The sequence below is a fragment of the Daejeonella sp. genome (assembly GCF_044348475.1).
Taxonomy (GTDB): domain Bacteria; phylum Bacteroidota; class Bacteroidia; order Sphingobacteriales; family Sphingobacteriaceae; genus Daejeonella.
The window spans coordinates 18,226-37,803 of the sequence record NZ_JBIKSU010000006.1; the positions used below are offsets into that span (position 1 = coordinate 18,226).

Annotated in this window: 17 protein-coding genes and 1 riboswitch; of the genes, 8 read left to right on the forward strand and 9 right to left on the reverse strand. The window is 34.2% G+C overall.

What is annotated here, in order from left to right; all coding sequences use genetic code 11:
- Complete coding sequence (locus ACIQZ6_RS03115) at positions 1-1,053, reverse strand: nucleoid-associated protein (RefSeq protein WP_395808105.1); 1,053 nt, start codon at positions 1,051-1,053, stop codon at positions 1-3.
- A 46-nt stretch (positions 1,054-1,099) separates the two neighbouring features.
- Positions 1,100-1,969, reverse strand: coding sequence for a peptide chain release factor N(5)-glutamine methyltransferase (prmC, locus tag ACIQZ6_RS03120; protein ID WP_395808107.1), 870 nt, complete (start codon positions 1,967-1,969; stop codon positions 1,100-1,102).
- 114 nt (positions 1,970-2,083) lie between these two features.
- Here prmC and ribD point away from each other — a divergent pair, with 114 nt between their 5' ends.
- The 4 genes from ribD to ACIQZ6_RS03140 all read left to right on the forward strand — a co-directional run bounded on the left by ribD (position 2,084) and on the right by ACIQZ6_RS03140 (position 5,526).
- A complete protein-coding gene (gene ribD, locus ACIQZ6_RS03125) occupies positions 2,084-3,133 on the forward strand; it encodes a bifunctional diaminohydroxyphosphoribosylaminopyrimidine deaminase/5-amino-6-(5-phosphoribosylamino)uracil reductase RibD (protein WP_395808109.1) in 1,050 nt (349 codons plus the stop codon).
- Between the two features lies 1 nt (position 3,134).
- Positions 3,135-3,986, forward strand: a complete 852-nt coding sequence (locus ACIQZ6_RS03130; protein WP_395808111.1) for an EamA/RhaT family transporter — start codon at positions 3,135-3,137, stop codon at positions 3,984-3,986.
- Positions 3,987-3,991: 5 nt separating this feature from the next.
- Positions 3,992-4,594 (forward strand): IMPACT family protein, encoded by a 603-nt coding sequence (locus ACIQZ6_RS03135; RefSeq protein WP_395808113.1) that lies wholly within the window; start codon positions 3,992-3,994, stop codon positions 4,592-4,594.
- 68 nt (positions 4,595-4,662) lie between these two features.
- Positions 4,663-5,526 (forward strand): nucleoside phosphorylase, encoded by an 864-nt coding sequence (locus ACIQZ6_RS03140; RefSeq protein ID WP_395808115.1) that lies wholly within the window; start codon positions 4,663-4,665, stop codon positions 5,524-5,526.
- Positions 5,527-5,536: 10 nt separating this feature from the next.
- Here ACIQZ6_RS03140 and ACIQZ6_RS03145 read toward each other — a convergent pair whose 3' ends face one another.
- The 3 genes from ACIQZ6_RS03145 to mqnE are packed head-to-tail and all read right to left on the reverse strand — an operon-like array spanning position 5,537 to position 8,072.
- Entirely contained in the window at positions 5,537-6,256 is a 720-nt protein-coding gene (locus ACIQZ6_RS03145) for a menaquinone biosynthetic enzyme MqnA/MqnD family protein (protein WP_395808117.1), read from the reverse strand.
- Positions 6,253-6,882, reverse strand: a complete 630-nt coding sequence (locus ACIQZ6_RS03150; protein WP_395808119.1) for a histidine phosphatase family protein — start codon at positions 6,880-6,882, stop codon at positions 6,253-6,255. Before ACIQZ6_RS03150 ends, ACIQZ6_RS03145 begins: the two co-directional genes overlap by 4 nt.
- Positions 6,879-8,072: an aminofutalosine synthase MqnE gene (gene mqnE / locus ACIQZ6_RS03155; RefSeq protein WP_395808121.1), complete on the reverse strand. Its 1,194-nt coding sequence runs from the start codon at positions 8,070-8,072 to the stop codon at positions 6,879-6,881. Before mqnE ends, ACIQZ6_RS03150 begins: the two co-directional genes overlap by 4 nt.
- Positions 8,073-8,262: 190 nt before the next feature.
- Between mqnE and ACIQZ6_RS03160 the strand changes: the two genes are divergently transcribed.
- From ACIQZ6_RS03160 to ACIQZ6_RS03175, 4 genes are all read left to right on the forward strand, one after another.
- The gene (locus tag ACIQZ6_RS03160; protein WP_395808123.1) at positions 8,263-9,381 is read left to right on the forward strand and encodes a trans-sulfuration enzyme family protein; all 1,119 of its coding nucleotides are present in this window, start codon (positions 8,263-8,265) and stop codon (positions 9,379-9,381) included.
- A 137-nt stretch (positions 9,382-9,518) separates the two neighbouring features.
- Positions 9,519-9,625: riboswitch (SAM riboswitch) on the forward strand.
- Positions 9,626-9,872: 247 nt separating this feature from the next.
- Entirely contained in the window at positions 9,873-11,177 is a 1,305-nt protein-coding gene (locus ACIQZ6_RS03165) for an O-acetylhomoserine aminocarboxypropyltransferase/cysteine synthase family protein (protein WP_395808125.1), read from the forward strand.
- A 56-nt stretch (positions 11,178-11,233) separates the two neighbouring features.
- Positions 11,234-12,295 carry a homoserine O-acetyltransferase gene (metX, locus tag ACIQZ6_RS03170; RefSeq protein ID WP_395808127.1) on the forward strand — a complete coding sequence of 354 codons (1,062 nt, stop codon included), beginning with the start codon at positions 11,234-11,236 and terminating at the stop codon, positions 12,293-12,295.
- A 1-nt stretch (position 12,296) separates the two neighbouring features.
- Positions 12,297-13,496, forward strand: a complete 1,200-nt coding sequence (locus ACIQZ6_RS03175; RefSeq protein ID WP_395808129.1) for a homoserine dehydrogenase — start codon at positions 12,297-12,299, stop codon at positions 13,494-13,496.
- Positions 13,497-13,592: 96 nt separating this feature from the next.
- Here the strand turns inward: ACIQZ6_RS03175 and ACIQZ6_RS03180 are convergent, their stop codons facing one another.
- Genes ACIQZ6_RS03180 through ACIQZ6_RS03195 form a run of 4 tightly spaced genes read right to left on the reverse strand, consistent with a single transcriptional unit; the run spans position 13,593 to position 19,560 of the window.
- The gene (locus ACIQZ6_RS03180) at positions 13,593-14,270 is read right to left on the reverse strand and encodes a GDSL-type esterase/lipase family protein (RefSeq protein ID WP_395808131.1); all 678 of its coding nucleotides are present in this window, start codon (positions 14,268-14,270) and stop codon (positions 13,593-13,595) included.
- 30 nt (positions 14,271-14,300) lie between these two features.
- Complete coding sequence (locus tag ACIQZ6_RS03185) at positions 14,301-15,641, reverse strand: dihydrolipoamide acetyltransferase family protein (RefSeq protein WP_395808133.1); 1,341 nt, start codon at positions 15,639-15,641, stop codon at positions 14,301-14,303.
- A gap of 51 nt (positions 15,642-15,692) precedes the next feature.
- Positions 15,693-16,940, reverse strand: coding sequence for a competence/damage-inducible protein A (locus ACIQZ6_RS03190; RefSeq protein WP_395808135.1), 1,248 nt, complete (start codon positions 16,938-16,940; stop codon positions 15,693-15,695).
- A 1-nt stretch (position 16,941) separates the two neighbouring features.
- Positions 16,942-19,560, reverse strand: coding sequence for a putative LPS assembly protein LptD (locus ACIQZ6_RS03195; RefSeq protein WP_395808137.1), 2,619 nt, complete (start codon positions 19,558-19,560; stop codon positions 16,942-16,944).
- Positions 19,561-19,578: the final 18 nt, after the last annotated feature.

The window sequence follows — 19,578 nt, forward strand, 5'->3', positions numbered from 1 at the left end:
TTATTGTTCTTCCCTGAAAAAAACTTTATAGTAATTCATTGATTTGCCCTCATCGAATCCCTTTTCTATCAAATCTTTATTGCCGTGGATGTAGATATGGAAGTTTTTATCAAGTTTTAAAATGCTTTTAAAAACCTTGGCCTGTTTTTTTACAGCTGCACCTGAAATGTCAAAGGGTTGATCAAGCTCTGCATCGAACTCATTATTATATTGGCGGCTAAATTTTTTAAAGGATTCTATTGCCTTTGGATTTCCAATAACTTCTTCCGAAAATTCATTCAAGTCAAAACTTTCCTTTTCTTTGAAATATTTAAGCGATTTATTCAAGAGATCGATTTTATCGGCTTTGGATATTTCAAAGTCTTCATCTATTTTGTTGGTTATAAAATCTTTACAAACTCCAAGTGTAGTGCTTGTTTTATTAAAATTGTCATTTCTGATCTTTAATTGAAGAAATTCATCTTTCCAATAGGCAGCATCGTTGCGGTTTGTTTGATCAATAACGATCACTTTATAACCTTCATCTTTCTCCGTATTAAAGATCAGGCAGCCTTTATCAAGCTTAGTGATATTAATTGCATCCTCCTCATAGGTAAGAGCAAAGCCTCCATCCTCCAGATTTACCTTTAAATAACTTTCCTTGGTTTCTGATTTAAATATTCCAATGGCATCAACTAATTCTCCTTCTAGCTGTATATCTCTGAATGTAGCAATATAAAGCTCCCCAGACTTAATTTTAGGATGATTGGATATAGTAAACAAGTGCTTGGTTATTTGTCCGCTTAAGCTATGAAAAGCAGACTGATCATCAAATATCATGGAACTGAAATGAAATAGTTCGTTTAAGCTCCGGTCATCACTAGAATGTGTGAATCGAAATACTTCATAGGCTTTTTCAAAAGGCGATAAAAAATACTGCATTAACAATCGCCTTAAGGTTTCATCTTCAATATGAAGGGTATTTTCTGATAAATTATAAAACTCATTTAAGGCTTTGTTCCCAACTCTGTGAACTGAAACCTGTTCTAAGGTGGCTTCAAAATATGTAACCATAATTAAACTGCAATTGAATTTTTTAGATTTTAAATTTTGTTGAATATCATGATAAAACTGCCTTGATCATTCTATCTTTCCCTCCCATATCTTGGCGCAGCTCAATTGCTTTAAAACCTTTTTCTTTTAACAGATTTAATGTTTTTTGGCCAAATTTTTCATTTAGTTCAAGAAATAAAAAGCCGTTTATTTTTAAATGAGCTAAGGCAAAATCAGCAATAGCACGATAAAATACAAGCGGATCATTATCAGAAACAAACAAGGCATTATGAGGTTCATGATTAAGCACATTATCCAGCATTCGCTCTTTCTCAGATTCGGTCACATAGGGCGGGTTACTTAAAATTAAATCATATTTTGTGTTGATTAAATCAAGATTTGACGGGTTAAAAATATCGTCATGTATAAAATTTATCACTACCTGATTTAAATCTGCATTTTGCCTGGCTGTGTTTAAGGCTGTTTCAGAGATATCTATTGCCGTAATATCAGCCAATGGAATATACTTTTTTATAGCTATTGGAATGCAGCCACTACCCGTACCAATATCAAGTAGTTTTAAAATTTCTGTTTCACCATTTATAATCCTGCTTGTGATTAAGGCCCAGTCCACCAATTCTTCTGTCTCAGGTCTTGGAATTAGGACACTTGGATTCACTTTAAATGTCAAGTCGTAAAATTCCGTTTCACCCAGAATATATTGAAGTGGTATACTTTGAATCAATTGTTCATGGATTTTAAACAAGTGTTCGGTATCATCAGGGTTGATCTCTTCTTGTCTTATACTTAAATATTTTGCTCTATCTAGCTTGCATACAAAGCTGATGCTTAGCCAGGTAAGGCTTCTTGCCTCTTCAGCTCCATAAATAGTGGATAAACCATCAATAAATTTTCTTTCTGCTTCAATGAAAGTCATCAGGCAAAGTAAACCAATTAGCTTGAAAATACCTTAAGTTTAAAAATTTCTATTCATTGAATAAATAATTGAAAAGCAAGACATATTTGAACTATTGATAGCTATTTTTGTTGTATGGTTCAACACCAACTTTATTTAGATCGATGTATTGAATTGGCCAGACTGGGTGCAGGCTCAGTGAGTCCTAATCCGATGGTAGGTGCTGTGATAGTTTGTGATGATCGGATTATTGGTGAAGGATACCATATGGCTTATGGGCATGCACATGCTGAGGTTAACGCCATTAAGAATGTATTTGAAAATAATACCAATGCCAAGGAACTTCTCAAACGATCAACCATCTATGTAAATTTAGAGCCTTGTTCACATTTCGGAAAAACACCTCCCTGTGCCGATCTGATAATTTCAAATGAAATTCCAACAGTTGTTATCGGTTGTCGTGATCCCTTTGATCAAATAAACGGAAAGGGAATTGAAAAGTTAAAGAACGCAGGAATTGAAATCATAGAACATATTTTAACAGATAAGTGTATTGAATTGAATAAACGCTTTTTTACGCGAATACAAAAGCAAAGACCATACATTATCTTAAAATGGGCACAAACAAGCAATGGATACTTTGCTCCTCTAGATGGATCTAAAAAATGGATCAGCTCTAATGAGGCTAAACAAATGGTTCATCGTATGAGATCTGAAGAAGATGCTGTGTTGGTTGGAAAAAATACAGCTCTTGCAGATGATCCGATTTTGAATGTTCGCGAATGGTTTGGCAAAGATCCTGTAAGAATTGTTATTGATCGTACACTCGAATTATCTAAAACCCTGAATATTTTCGACCAAACTCAGGATACCATCATTTTTAATTCTATTAAAACAGAAATTGATGGTCGAGTTAAATACTTGGAGCTTGAAAATTTCGATAATTTACTTCCTCAACTTATCGCGTATCAATTGTATTTGATGGATATTCAATCAATTATAGTTGAAGGCGGATGCAAAACACTCAATTTATTCTTAGAATCAGGTTTATGGGATGAAGCCAGAGTGTTTATATCTCCTGAAAACTGGGATAATGGTATCTTTGCTCCTGAATTGAAGGCAAATCCGGATGAAGTACAAAAAGTAGGTCCTGATATTTTAAAAATTTGGCATAACACACCCTGAAATGATATTTATACTTATAAGTGTTTGTTTTAGTGTTTTTGTTTCTGTGTTGCTAAAATTAGCTAAGCGATACGATATAGATAATAGACAGGCAATTGCCTGGAATTACAGCATTGCAGGATTGCTAACCTGGTTGATCTACAGACCAGAAATGCCTTCAATGAGTGAACCTATCTTTCCTATCTATTTTATTTTGGGATTTTTACTACCCTCACTTTTTGTAATTCTTGCTTTGTCAATTAGATATACTGGAATAGTTAAAACAGATATTGCACAAAGGTTATCACTATTTATTCCGGTTATTGCTTCGTTTGTACTATTTGACGAAGAACAGTCAACACGAAAGATTATTGGTATTGCCATAGCATTTCTGGCTATTATTTTTTCAATCACTTGGAAAAAAGAGACTAATGCTAAAAAAAGCTTTTGGATTTATCCAGTTCTTGTTTTTATTGGGATGGGAATAATTGACACTTTATTCAAGCAAATAGCTAAAATAACGACTATTCCATTTACCTCTTCGCTGTTGGTTGTTTTCATTATTGCGTTTGTATTATCATTTTCTTATTTGCTCTACCTGTATCTATTCAAGAAAATGAAGTTTACTTTAATTAATATGGTCTGTGGATGGATATTGGGAATCGCCAATTTTGGAAATATCCTTTTTTACATGAAAGCACATCAGGATTTGGCCAAACAACCATCCCTGGTATTTTCTACAATGAATATTGGTGTTATTCTCTTAGGATCAGCTGTTGGAGTTTTTATATTTCGTGAGAAACTTAATCGCCTGAATTATTTCGGAATTTTATTGGCTTTGATCGCTATCTTATTCTTGTATTATGCTCAATAAAAATTATGTTGTTTGATGATACCTTTAAAACGATTTCCAAGCCATCTGAAGGAATGTTCAAAGATAAAGGAAGTCGATTTTTTGCCTATTTGTATCCAATTCAATCAGAAGCTGAGATCAAAGATATTATTGCCGAATTAAAGTCCATTCATCCTAAGGCAAGCCATCATTGCTGGGCCATACGCTTAAGTCTAGATCGTTCAATATTCCGCCTTAATGACGATGGTGAACCTTCTGGAACAGCAGGAAGGCCAATTTTGAATACCTTATTATCATTTGACCTTACCAATGTTCTTGCGGTAGTAGTTAGGTATTTTGGAGGTACTTTATTAGGAATTCCAGGATTGATAAATGCCTATAAAACAGCAACTATTGAAGCTATTCAAGCCTCTGAGGTTATTGTAAAAACTGTAGATTTAGTATTTAAAATTGAGTTCAGCCATTCAGTAATGAATGAAGTTATGAAAGTGGTCAAGGAAGAAAATATAAAAATTTTTAATCAATGTTTTGATCTCAGTTGTACTTTTAGCCTCGAAATAAGGCAATCTCAAGTCAATAATGTTATCAATAGACTTGAAAAAATTGATGGATTAAAATGGAAAGCTTAGGCTATTTTTAATCTGCTTTGCTAGAACTACTATAACGCTAAATTTGAAATAAATCAATTCCATAACGGATGAATCAGATATCGAATACCGATTTAATTTTAAATCAAGATGCTAGTATTTATCATCTTAATTTATTGCCAGAAGATATTGCTGATACAGTAATACTCGTTGGAGATCCTGATCGTGTATCTGAAATAAGTCAGTATTTTGATCGTATTGAACTTAAAAAGGGTAAACGTGAATTCATTACACATACGGGTTACCTTGGATTAAAACGATTAACTGTGCTTTCAACAGGCATTGGAACAGATAATATTGATATCGTACTGAATGAACTTGATGCACTTGTTAATATTGATTTTAACACTAGAAAGCTTAATAATGAGTTAAAAAGCTTGGATATTATACGTATTGGTACTTCAGGTGCTGTTCAAGAAGATCTACCAATAGATAGTATTCTAGTGTCTGAATATGGTTTAGGACTAGATTCCTTGATGCAATATTATATTCATGAGCTTTCTAGTGATGAATGTTTATTGCAGAATGCTGTAAGTGCTCATTTCCATGGTTTAAAAGGTGTTTCGCCCTATATTTCATCAGCTGATCCTGGTTTATTAAAAACAATTGGTAAAGATCTTATAAGGGGTATTACCCTTACAGCTCCAGGATTTTATTCACCTCAAGGTAGAGAAGTACGTGCAAAAACTTCATTTCCTGATCTATTAAAGCTTTTTCGTTCATTCTCTTTTAAAGAACAAAGAATTACAAATTTGGAGATGGAAACTGCCGGAATATATGCTTTATCAAAAGCTTTAGGTCATAAAGCGATATCTATTAATGCGATATTAGCAAGTAGAGTTAAGTATGAATTTTCTTCTAATCCAGCTAAAGTAATTGACCAAGCAATTCAATTGGTATTATCTAGGTTATAAAAACTAGTTTTTATAACGCTTTGATCAACTGATGAAATTTATCGATAGCTTTTAATTTTTCAGCATCCAGAATAAAATCAACTTTTTTCATCAGATAATTATCTAGATCAAAATTTTCTACTTTATCTAGATTTTTTAAAACCTCTTCTTTATGATCAAGACCTAGTTTTAAAGCCTCATTAAATGATATTTTAAAGGTTTCGGAGATAGGTTTATTAGATGCCCAAACTGCAAATGCAAAAGGTAATCCAGTAAAATTGAACCATTCTTGGGCAAGATCATACGAATATGGAAATTGTTCTTTTTTTCCAAATGTTCTGTCGCCAATTTGCACGAATGCATCAGCTTGATCATGATTTACTAATTCAGGATTAATTTTCCAAAAATTCTTGAGCAGTACTTGAGCAAGATTATTAGAGGTTCGCGATTGTGGATCCAATTGAAGTGTTTTAATCTCTCTAATTGGTTTATTACTGAAAATAAAAACAGAATCTACAGCGCCATTTGCTCCTATACAATAATTAGAAATAATTTGATAATCTTTAACATGCAGCAATGCGGCAACAGGAACAAGACCTATATCTACTTTATTTTCAATTAGTTTAATGGCACAATCTGAAGGAATATCTAAGCTTAATTCAATTTGATCCAGAATACCAGAATGCATTAATCCATAAACAAATGGCTTGGAATTGGTATAGGAAACGGCAGATACTTTTATCTTATTCAAAACTGATCTAATGGGTATTCTAAATGGTTAGTATTGTTAAAATCAAGGATATGAAATTCTTTTCCATCAAATCCAATTTTATAAAGTGTTGTGTTTGAGTGAGGAAAAGTATCCATTTCGGTGAGTGGCTGATTGGTCAATAGACAAAGAAATAAACGCAAAGCACGACCATGCATACAGATCAATATATTTTTGTCATTGTTTTCTTCAGTTAATTTCTCAAGAACGATCAATATACGTTCTTTAACCTCTAAGGGGCTTTCGCCATGCTCAAATTTGTGATGAAGTTGACCAGCTCTCCAGTTGAGTGTGATATTTTCGAAATCTGATCTAATTTGCTCAGTACTTTCTTGACCTTCATGTATACCCCACCCTAATTCATCTAAACCAGGATATTGGGTCCATGGAATAGTGCTTTCAATAAATTTTTGAACTGTTTGATGTGTTCTTTTTAAACTAGAAGTATAGATTTGATCGAATGGAATATGTTTGTAGCTTCTGTAAAATGCATCGGCCTGATCTCTACCTTTATCATTTAACTCAGAATCAACTCCACGACCCTGAACAATGCCGAGCTTGTTCAGTTCTGTTTCACCATGCCTGATTATATAGATTATTTTCTTCAATTGATCACGGGTAATTGATAATATTTAGGCTTTTCCACTTCTGGAAATTGATAATCATTGTAATCAGTAATTGTAGTATACATTGTGTCGCGCTCAACCGGATGTCTGCCAATTTGTTTAATTAGTTCCACTAATTCCTGAGTACTCATTGCAGGATGTTGTTCTTCAGCTCCAGCCATTGAATAGATCTTTGTAGTATCATCTAATGTGCCATCAATGTCATCAACCCCAAAATTTAGTGATAATTGTGCTGTGCTTCGACTAATCATTGCCCAATAGGCTTTGATATGGTCAAAATTATCTAGGTATATTCTAGAAATTGCATAATTCCTCAAATCTTCGATTACAGAAACTTCAGGTATATGTGACATTTGATTGTCTTGGTTTCTGAATTTTAGGGGAATAAATGTTTGAAAACCACCTGTTCTATCTTGTAGTGTCCTTAATTGATCTAGATGATCAACGCGATGTTTAAATTCTTCAATATGTCCATATAGCATAGTAGCATTTGATCGCATACCTAATTTATGCCATTCTTCATGTATTTGAAGCCATTGCTCTCCAGTACATTTATCTTTTGCAATAATTTCTCTAATTTCAGGAGCAAATATCTCGGCTCCACCACCAGGTATAGAGTTCAGACCTGCTTCTTTCATCAATTTCATTCCTGTTGCATAATCAATTTTAGCTTTTTTAAATATATAATGATATTCAACAGGTGTTAAGGCTTTTACATGAAGTTCAGGTCTGTGTTGATGAATAGCAGTGAAGAGTTCTGAGTAAAATTTCAAATCATACTGAGGTAACACTCCCCCCACAAGGTGTACCTCTGTTACAGGCTGCCCGTCGTATTTTTTAACGATCTCAAGCATTTCCTCCATTGTGTACTCCCAGCCTTGAGATTTTTCCTTAATAAGGACAGAATACGAGCAAAATTTACAATCGTAGATACATAAATTGGTAGGCTCAATATGAAAATTTCTATTAAAATAAGTAATGTCGCCGTGTCGCTTTTCCCGAATAAAATTTGCGAGTACGCCCAAATAGCCTAATTCGGCATTTTCATAAAGTATGATGCCTTCATCAAAAGAAATACGTTGATTTGATCTAACCTTTTCTGCAATATTTTTGAGTTCTGCAGAAAGATTTGAATCCTGTATTAGCAGGTCTAGGTTTGTCTCAGCTTTCATTATAATATTTATACAAAAGTACAATATTGTAGATCATTCAATATCATTTGCTTGTAAAAGCATATTTTTAAACATATTTTATACAAGAGATACATTCATTTGTAATATATTGATAAAATGAGCATACCTTTTTTATTCTTTATTTAACTTGGTACCATCAAAGAGAAAATTCTTTTAAAATTGATTGATTATGAAGATTGAGACTATCGCTATACACGCTGGTAATACAAAAGATGAGCATAACAAAGCTGCAATCCAGCCTATTACTTTGTCAACTACTTTTGAACGTGGTGAGGATGGTGGATATCCCGGAGGATTTGTTTACTCAAGAGCTGATAATCCCAATAGAAAATCTCTGGAAAATGTAATTGCAAAATTAGAAGGCGCTGATGAAGCTGCAGCTTTTTCATCTGGAAACGCTGCAGGTTGTGCTGTATTTCAGGCTTTAGGACCTGATGTGCATATAATTGCTCCTGATGATATGTATCACGGACTTCGTAATCAACTATTGCAGGTATTTTCTGGAATTATTGATGTAGATTTTGTTGATCTATCAAATTTAACAGCAATAAAAAATGCAATTAAACCTAAAACCAAGTTAATCTGGATTGAAACACCTTCAAACCCTTTGTTAAAGATTTGTGATATTGAAGCGATTACTGGCCTTGCAAAACATCAGGGTATTATGGTGGTTTGCGATAATACCTTTAGTACTCCAATGATTCAACGACCTCTGGAATTAGGGTGTGATTTAGTAATGCATTCTACGACTAAATATCTTGGTGGTCATAGCGACGTGATCGGTGGTGCTTTAGCCACGAAAGAAAACAATGATTTCTGGAAAAAGATTAAAAGTGTACAGGTTCTTTCAGGCGCTGTTCCTGCTCCATTTGATTGCTATATGACTGTTAGAGGAATTAAAACCTTGCCTTATAGAATGAAAGCTCATAATGAGAATGCTGTTATTTTGGCAAATTTTCTTGAATCACATGAGCTGGTTGAAAAGGTATACTATCCTGGATTAATGAATCACCCTGGTCATGAGATTGCAAAAAAACAAATGAAGGCATTTGGTGCGATGTTATCTTTTCTGGTAAAGGGTGGATCTGATGAAGCCCGTAAAGTGGTTAACTCTGTTAAAGTATTTATTCAGGCAACAAGTTTAGGTGGCGTTGAAAGTTTAATTGAGCATAGAGCCTCTGTTGAAGGACCAGATACTAAAACACCTCAAAATTTAATTCGGGTTTCTGTTGGTTTAGAGAATTCGGAGGATCTTATTGATGATTTAAATCAGGCATTATTAAAATAAATAAAATTTAATTAGCTGTAAATCAGTAGATTACATTTTCAATAAAAATTTAATTTGGTTTCATTGCTAATGTCCCTATATATTTGAAATAATATTTGGTAGCAATACCAATCTGTCTTCAATAAAATTGCTTTATTGATTTATACAGAAGTGGCGAGAGATCAGGCTCTATGACCCACTGACAACCCCCCGATCGGTTTCGGGGAAGGTGCCAATTCCTGTCCCAAAAGGGAAACTATAAATACATATTGAAATGAAAAAACAAAAATCTGCAGTTTCTGTATTTCCGCAAGCGGAAATAAAAATCAAATCCCAAAATCTTTCTTGGTCATCATCTACATTCAATTGTATGTGTATGCCTTGTTGTTATTGTTGTTAAAATGTTAATTCAAGATAATTCTTGAATCCATTTTAAACAATGCCCTGATGACTTGCTCTCAATTTCTATTCTTTTAAACATTATTACTAAAAATATCTAACAACGTATTATTATGTCAACACAAAACTTAAAATTTGAAACATTACAATTACATGCCGGACAAGAAGTAGATCCTACAACAGGTTCTAGAGCCGTACCTATTTATCAAACCACCTCGTACGTATTTAAAAGTTCTGAGCATGGAGCTAACCTTTTTGCTCTGAAAGAGTTCGGTAATATTTACACACGTTTAATGAATCCAACAACAGATGTATTTGAAAAACGTATAGCTGCTCTTGAAGGAGGTGTTGCTGCTTTGGCGGTTTCATCAGGACAGGCTGCTCAATTTATTGCTTTAAATAATATTTTGCAGGCTGGTGATAATTTTGTGACTTCATCTTATTTGTATGGAGGTTCATACAATCAATTCAAAGTAGCATTTAAGCGCCTTGGTATTGAGGCTCGTTTTGCAAAAGGTGACGATTCGCAAAGTATAGAGTCATTGATCAATGAAAAAACGAAAGCCATATATGTTGAAACAATTGGTAACCCAAGCTTTAGTATTCCAGATTTTGAGAAAATCTCAGAAGTTGCCAAAAAGCATGACTTGCCTCTGATTGTTGATAATACCTTTGGTGCGGCAGGTTATCTGTTCCGTCCTTTAGAACATGGTGCAAATGTTGTAGTTCAATCTGCTACAAAGTGGATTGGTGGACATGGAACTAGTATTGGTGGTGTGATTGTTGATGGTGGAAATTATAATTGGGGGAATGGTAAGTTTTCTCAATTTACCGAGCCATCTGAAGGTTATCATGGATTGGTTTTCAATAGTGTCTTTGGAATTGGTGGTCCTTTTGGAAATATTCAGTTCATCATTCGTGCACGCGTTGAAGGATTACGTGATTTTGGACCTTCTCAGTCGCCATTCAATTCATTCCTTTTGTTACAAGGAATAGAAACCTTATCGCTTCGAGTTCAGCGTCATGTGGATAATGCTTTAGAACTTGCAAAGTGGCTTGAAAGTCATCCTCAGGTTGATAAGGTTGTGTATCCAGGATTAAGCAGTAGTCCTAATCATGCTTTGGCCAAGAAATATTTGAAAAATGGCTTTGGAGCTGTACTATCTTTTGAAATTAAAGGCGGGAAAGAGGCAGCAATTAAGTTTGTTGATAATTTGAAACTTATCAGTCACTTGGCAAACGTTGGCGATACTAAAACATTAATTATTCAGCCAAGTGCTACTACTCATCAGCAATTAAGTGATGCAGAACAAATTGCAGCAGGTGTTAATCCATCATCTTTAAGAGTATCGGTTGGTATAGAGCATATTGATGATATTAAGGCAGATCTTGAACAAGCATTTGCTTCTGTAAAATAATTAATTTATCGATTTATCCTTCTGGAATATCTATTCCAGAAGGATTTATATATACCATGAATACTGTAACTATATATAAGCATAAAAAGCCTTTTTGCCTGGAGAATGGTAAAAAGATTGCAGATTTTGAGATAACTTATCACACTTATGGTACCTTAAACTCAAAAAAAGATAATGTTGTATGGGTTTGTCATGCCCTTACAGCAAATTCGGATGTATTCGATTGGTGGAAAGGTCTTTTTGGAGATAATTGCCTGTTTAATCCTAAAGAACATTTTATTGTTTGTGCCAATATATTAGGTTCTAATTATGGAACTACCAATCCTTTAAGTGTAAATAAAGCTACAGGCCTACCCTATTTTCTTTCCTTTCCTGAATTTACTGTTCGCGATCTTGCAAAATCACATCAAATACTAGCAGATCATTTAGGTTTGACTCAAATTGGATTAGTGATTGGTGGATCATTAGGAGGACAGCAGGCTATGGAATGGGCTATTTTGGAGCCTAAAAGAATTAAAAAAATGGTTCTTATAGCTACAAATGCACAGCATTCAGCCTGGGGAATAGCATTTAATGAAAGTCAGCGACTTGCAATCACTGCTGACCGTACATTTTATGCTCAGACACCGTCTGGAGGTAGTAAAGGATTAAAGGTTGCCAGAAGTATTGCATTGTTGTCTTACAGAACCTATGAAACCTATGCTGCAACGCAGCTAGAGGTAAATAACGATAAGGTAAATAACTTTAAGGCTGCTTCTTACCAGAATTATCAGGGTGAGAAACTGGTAAATCGCTTCAATGCATACAGTTATTGGTTTCTGACTAAAGCAATGGACAGCCATCATGTGGGTAGAAAAAGACCATCAGTTGAAGATGCTTTAAAACAAATTCAGGCTAAAACTTTGGTGATCGGAATTACTAATGACGTTCTTTTTCCAATAGAAGAACAACAATTTTTAGCTAAAAATATACCTAAAGCCCATTTTAAAGAACTTAAATCCTTTTATGGTCATGACGGTTTTTTGATCGATACAGAGATATTAACACAAGAGATTGGAAATTTTATAAAAAGCGCAGATTCTGATAATACAGTGATCAGTCTGCATAAAATAGCATAGAATGAGTAAGAGATTAACCATCGGTTTATTTGGCTTTGGTGTTGTGGGCCAAGGTTTACATGATATTATTAGCACTAAAGATCTTAACATAGAGATCAGAAAGATTGCCATAAAGAATCCTGACAAAGTACGTAGCCTACCTGAAACATTATTTACAACTGATGGCAATGTCATATTAAATGACCCACAGATAAATACCATTATAGAACTCATTAATGATGCTGATGCAGCTTATGAAATTGTTACCAGGGCTCTAAAAAGTGGCAAGAATGTAGTTTCTGCTAATAAAAAAATGATCGCTGAACATTTAGATGAATTAGTTGAATTACAACAGAAGTATGGTTCTTCCTTATTGTACGAAGGATCGGTTTGCGGTAGTATTCCAATTATCAGAAATCTGGAAGAATATTATGATAACGAACTGCTGCACTCTATTAGTGGAATATTTAATGGTTCATCAAATTTTATTCTGTCCAAGATCGCAAATGAAGGTTTAGAATATGCAGAAGCCTTAAAGCAAGCTCAGGATTTGGGATTTGCAGAAAAGGATCCAATTCTAGATGTAGGAGGCTATGACCCCAAGTATAAACTGATTATTGCCGCAGCGCATGCATATGGTGTTTTTGTAAATCCTGCAGACGTTTTAAATATCGGTATTCAGAATTTTTCAACTGCAGATCTAAAGTTTGCACAAGAACATCAACTGAAAATAAAGCTCGTTCCTACAGCTAAAAAACTGAATGATAAGGAGCTAGCCATGTATGTTATTCCTAAACTTGTCCCGAAAAGTGATTTTCTTTATAATGTTGAGAATGAATACAATGCAGTGTCTGTGAAGGCAGCTTTTGCAGATCAACAATTATTTTATGGAAAAGGTGCCGGAGGCCATCCTACTGGTTCTGCTGTGCTTTCGGATGTGGCAGCATTACGTTATGATTATCGTTATGAATACAAGAAATTTAATCATGATTCAAAATTGAAGCTTCAAAATGATCATGTTATTCCTGTATACATCCGGTACAATAATGAAGATCTAATTAACACTATTCACTTTGAATTTATAGCTGAACAGCATAAAAGTATAGATTTAAACTATATTCTTGGAGGAATTAAGATCAGTGAATTGATTTTAAAGAAACAAAATATATTAAATGATGGTGCTTTTTTAGCCCAAGCTGGTGCACTGACCGAAAAATTTTAAGAACTCAAAGAGCTTAGGTTATAAGGTTTGACTAAATTTATTCCAATTAAAAACTTAAAAAGGGTAATTACCAAATTATTTTAAATCTTGTGGTAATTATCCTTTCTTTCTTAAATATGGATAGATCGCTTTTTGCCATATTAGGTAGCCATTTTTATTCATGTGAAGTTTATCACTTAAAAAAATTTCAGGCATTGGGCTACCATCATCCAATAGCATTTTATTGTAAACATCCACAAAACCGGTTCTTGGCCTTCTTTTAAGATATCTTTTTATTAATTCATTTGCTCTTACCATTTCAGGCATATACTTAGCGCGACTCGGACTTGGTTTTATGGAGATAAATAAAATATGAGCAGTTGGTATTTCTTTTCTGATCATACCGAAAAGTTTACTGAAACGATTTAGGACAGTATCTGCATTGGTATTTGATGACGCTGCAAAATCATTTTCTCCACAATAAATAACAACTTGAGAGGGTTTATAAGGATAGATTATATCTGAAGCATAATAGATTACATCTGGCAAACTTGAACCACCAAATCCACGATTAATAATAGCATATTCAGGGAAGTAATTTTGCAGGTCTTTCCACATGGTAAATGAAGAACTGCCAACGAATAAAATTGCACCCTTTTCTGGAGGATTACTTTGATCCATCTTCTTAAAAGCCTTTATATCATTGAAAAAAGGAGGATTGGTTTGGGCTAATACCATGTTGTTAAACACCGGCACCAAAAATAAAACCAGCATTAATACATATATCCTTTTCATTTATAAATTAGTTATAAGGAAAGTGTTGAATTATATTTCTCTATTAATATCCCAAGCTTCAAGGTAATCAGCAACTTTGCGAACGAATAACCCACCTAAAGAACCGTCAACTACGCGATGGTCATAAGAAAGAGATAGGAACATCATATGCCTGATGGCAATAACATCACCATATTCAGTTTCAATTACTGCTGGTTTCTTTTTTATAGCTCCTATAGCTAGTATAGCTACTTGCGGTTGATTGATAATTGGAGTTCCCATAACATTACCAAAAGTTCCAATATTGGTCAGAGTGAATGTTCCGCCCTGAGTTTCATCAGGTTTCAATTTTGACTGACGAGATCGACTGGCAAGATCATTTACTGTTTTTGTTAATCCAAGTAGATTCAATTGATCTGCATTCTTAATTACTGGCACAATCAAGTTTCCACTTGGAAGAGCTGCTGCCATACCAATATTAATATCCTGTTTTTTTATAATCTGAGTTCCATTAACTGAAATATTGATCATTGGATAATCTTTGATGGCTTTTGCAACTGCTTCAATAAAAATTGGGGTGAAAGTAATTTTTTCACCTTCTCTCTTTTCAAATCCACTCTTAACACGTTCCCTCCATTTTACCATATTGGTCACATCAGCTTCAACAAATGATGAAACATGTGCAGATGTTTGAATGCTCATCAGCATGTGATCTGCAATCATTTTACGCATGCGATCCATCTCTATGATTTCATCTGCTCCAGAAACGGAGGTTGAAAGTTTGGATAGTATAGGTTCTACTGGCTCTGATATACTTTTTTGAACCGGAAGTATATAATCATCTTGTGTTTTATTTATGTTGATATAACTTAAGATATCCTGTTTTGTTACGCGACCTTCAGAGCCAGTTCCATTAATGGAATTTAATTCTGAAAGCGATATACCCTCTTCAGCAGCCATACTTTTTACCAATGGCGAATAAAAACGATCAGTAGTATTAAATTCGATGGGTTTAGTTTTTTCTAGGTTAATTTCATCTTTTACTTCATGAATATTGATGTTTTCTATTGATATTTCAACTGGAATAATTTCCTCAACCATTATTTGATCAGGTTCTTGTATAGAAATTTCAACTTGTGCCTCAGTATCAATTTGAGTTTCAATTACTGCAATAACAGCACCAACTTGAACTACATCTTCTTCTTTATAAAGAAGTTTGATAAGCTTTCCTGCTACTGGCGAGGGTACTTCTGAATCAACCTTATCTGTAGCTATTTCCAAAACAGATTCATCAATCTCGATCAGATCGCCAGCTTGCTTTACCCATTTTATAATGGTAGCCTCAGCAACACTTTCACCCATTTTTGGAAGTACTAATTCATATAAAGCCATTGTCGATTATTTTAAGAATTGGTAAACTCAGCGCAAAATTAAAAATTAAACTTAAGCCTGCTCCTCTTTTAGTAATTTAAAAAGTAGAGTCAGGGCACTGATAGCAGATCTTTCAATATTTTGGATCCTTTTATTTCCAAAACTGAATTTTTTGCTAATTGTTTTTGTTTTTCCGGATACTGCAATCCAGACTGTCCCTACTGGTTTTTCTACACTACCTCCATCAGGTCCGGCTATTCCACTCACTGATATTGCATAATCAGATCTATATTCACGTTTGGCACCATTAGCCATTTCTATTACAGTTTGTTCACTTACAGCTCCAAAATCACTAAGTGTTTGTTCAGAAACACCAAGCATATCCATTTTCAATTCATTAGAATAACAAACAGCTCCTCCAACAAATACCTTACTACTTCCAGATTGTTGTGTGATAAGATGAGAAATATAGCCACCTGTACAACTTTCTGCTGTAGCTAACTTTAATCCTTTATGTTCCATCAAATCAAGAATTACTTTTTCAAGAGCTATATCACTTTCTACGACAATATATTCACCGATCAAGTCACTAATTTTTGTTGAAAATGAACGTATTTCTAACTTTAATTTTTCAGCATCCGAACCGCTTCCACTTAAACGTAATCTAACCATACCTAATTTAGGTAGATAGGCTAATTTAATATGCTCAGGTAATGAATCTTCTACAGCTGATATCTTTTCTGCAAGAATAGATTCACCAATACCTGCTGTTAGAATAGTATAATGGAAAATATTAGGAAGCTTAAATGTTTCCTTTATTTTTGGAATCACCAACTCTTCCATCATATACATCATCTCAAAAGGAACTCCGGGCATTGAAATATAAATCTTATTATTATTTTCAATCCACATTCCTGGAGCTGTTCCGTTTAAATTCAGTAGCGTAGTACAATTTTCAAGAACTTCAGCCTGTTTTTTGTTAATATCAGATACCGGAACATGATACCGGGCAAAAATTCGTTCTACATTTTTCAAAGCATCACGATCAATTCTAAATCCTGTTTGAAAGTAATCTGCTAAGGTCTTTTTGGTGATGTCATCTTTTGTAGGACCTAAACCACCGGTAATTAATATCAAGTCGGCCCGTTCAGAAGCTTGGTATAAAGTATCCAGAATATGCTGACGATCATCAGATACTGACGTTATTTGTTTAACTCTGATACCAGCAAGATTTAGTTTTTGAGCCATCCAGGCAGAGTTCGTATCTACGATTTGACCGATTAGTATTTCATCACCAATAGTTATAATTTCAGCTATCATATTAGAAGTTATTGTATGCATCACGGCGTTTGCTAAGTTTAAGGTCTTGTAGTATCGAGGCCTTAACTCTTAAATCAACACTGTAAAATTTATAGGTTCCTACTGGCGACCATCTGAATGAAAGGTCCCAGCAATGAAGGTCGCGGTAAATGGAAAATTGGGTCAAGCTAAGTCTATTAGCCTGAAAATCATATCCTGAAGTATATTGAACCTTCCATTTAGGTGTTACATTAAAATCTCCAAAAATATTCAATGTATTTGAAATATTAGATTGAAGACCGCTCTTTGAATAGTTAAAACTATAGGCTGCACTTACGTTCCATGGCACATTAAAGTCAACAAAAGCGTTTGGGTCACGACTAATTGCATTTAATTCTTCTTGCTGCTGCTGTGTTAAATTTTGTTTAGCCTTATCAATCTCAGTTAGATTCTCATTCCTACTCTTAGCTGCCTTTGAATTAAAACTAAAATCAGTAGAAAAGCCAATATTAGTTAACCTGGCAAGTTTTCCTGATTCAATGGTATATTTATCGATACGGTTACCAAGGTCATCTAATTTATAAGGATCTAATGTTCCAAAGAAGTTTATTCCAATTTTTTCCTTGAAAAATGCCGTGCGTCCTGAAAACCCAATAGTTGAAAGTTTAAAATTCTCTGCTGCGAAATTGTAATTACCTGAAAAGGAAAGACTTTGAAGAATAGGAATATTTATTGAATTTTTTGTAGAATCAGCATCTGATCGAACTTTAGCCTCGATATTATTATCCATACTAAAACCAATTCCAGCTACTCTGCCTGCAGATGGTGAACCAAAAACTGCATTTTCATAAATGGAATAACGGGCATTAATTTTAGAAGTATCGCCCTGAATATTTTGAAAATAGCCAAAACTGCTTGTTCCAAAATCAGGACGATAATTAAAATTGACAGAAGGGGTCATAATGTGTCTCAATGCCATTAAATTTCCTTTCTTAAAACTGAATTTACCATACAATTTGGTGGAAAGACCGGTATTTAAACTATAATCGTATACCCTACTAAAACCCTGTACTGTGTCTGTAACTTGTTTAAAACCTGAAGCTACAGGATCTAATCGTTTGCGAATAGTTTGTAGATACCATTTTTCACTGTATTGCATTCCAGAATTGAATTGAAAATATTTTAAAAGGTTAAGTGAAAGACTAATTGGAATATCATGCTGAATTCCATTTCTGAAATCTTTTAGCGATTCTTTTTTAAAAAGGTCATATTCTTTGGTATTTATAGAATTACTTCCTTGCATACTATAACCTAAACTAAGTCTCTGATACCATTTTTGTTCCCCAGCACGATCTTTTGAATCAAAAGGGTTAATTGTGGTCATGTTTAAACTAAAACGAGGCAAATCGAGGAACACGGTTTGTTGTTCAATATCCTGACTATGTGAAAGACTCGATGAAAAATTAAACAGACCATTAGCAAATACCTTTCCATAACTGATACTAGATGAAAGCGTATTTCTAGCCATTTCTGTTGGATTATAAGATCCTGCAGCTCCTGTATTAGAAAAATATGAACCGGTTCCGGCATTCACTGAAGCGCTAAAGGTAGTTCCAGGATTAGCCAAAGGACTTTGTGAATGAGTCCAGGTAAGGTTGAAATCCTTATTTGGTGTTTTATAAGTTGGAGTACCTTCTACCCCATTCTTTGTTGATGCAAACCTGAAATTCAAGCCTCCATCATATTTATAATTCTTTCGGTATCGTGCTGCTGTACCTATTTCATAAGATCCTTTTGAATATAAAGTTCCACGGGTTGAAAGATCCCAATAATCATTCAAACCGAGGTAATATCCAAGATCCCGCATAAAGAAACCTCGTGTATCTTCGCCAAAAGTTGGAAAGAGTAATCCGCCAGATCGGCGGTTGGGCTTAGGGAAAAACCCAAAAGGCAAACCTAAGGGTAAGGGTATATCTTCAATTACCAGAAAGGCAGGTCCGGTGATAATCTGTTTATCAGTGGCAATACCCCTAGTTATATGAATTCCAAAATGCGGATGTGGTAAATTACAGGTACTATAAATACCTCTTTTAAAGAAACCTTCATCATATTGATTCTTCTTAAATTGTGCTGCTTGCAGGAAACCACCTTCTACATCGGTAAAGACACCATATGATTTACCCTTTTTAGTTTTATAATTAAAGAAAAGAGAATCTGTAGAGAGTGGAGGTTCAGCTCCTTGTGTAACCAAAGGTTTACCTGTATAAAGTTTTGTTTTTGGATTTATAATTCCACTGGCAAATAAGCTATTATTCTTTTGGTCAAGCCTGATATAATCTGCTTCTAATTCAAAATCTTCATACTTAACACGAGCCTTTCCATACAAAAACACTATATTGTTAGTAATATCTGCTTTTATTGAATCCTCGGCCGAGTACGTTACTTTTGATGTAAAAGTACCTGATGCAGTTGTTTTTTTTGTTACAGTATCTAGTTTTATAGTATCTGCTAACAATGATGATGTTCTTACTGCGTTATTAGGTCTTAAAACAGGTTGTTGAGCATGCACAGAACCATCTATGGCGATAGTTATCAAAGTAACTAAAGAAATAACAATAAAAATGGATCTAATAAATTTCAAATTCGCTGATGAATACTA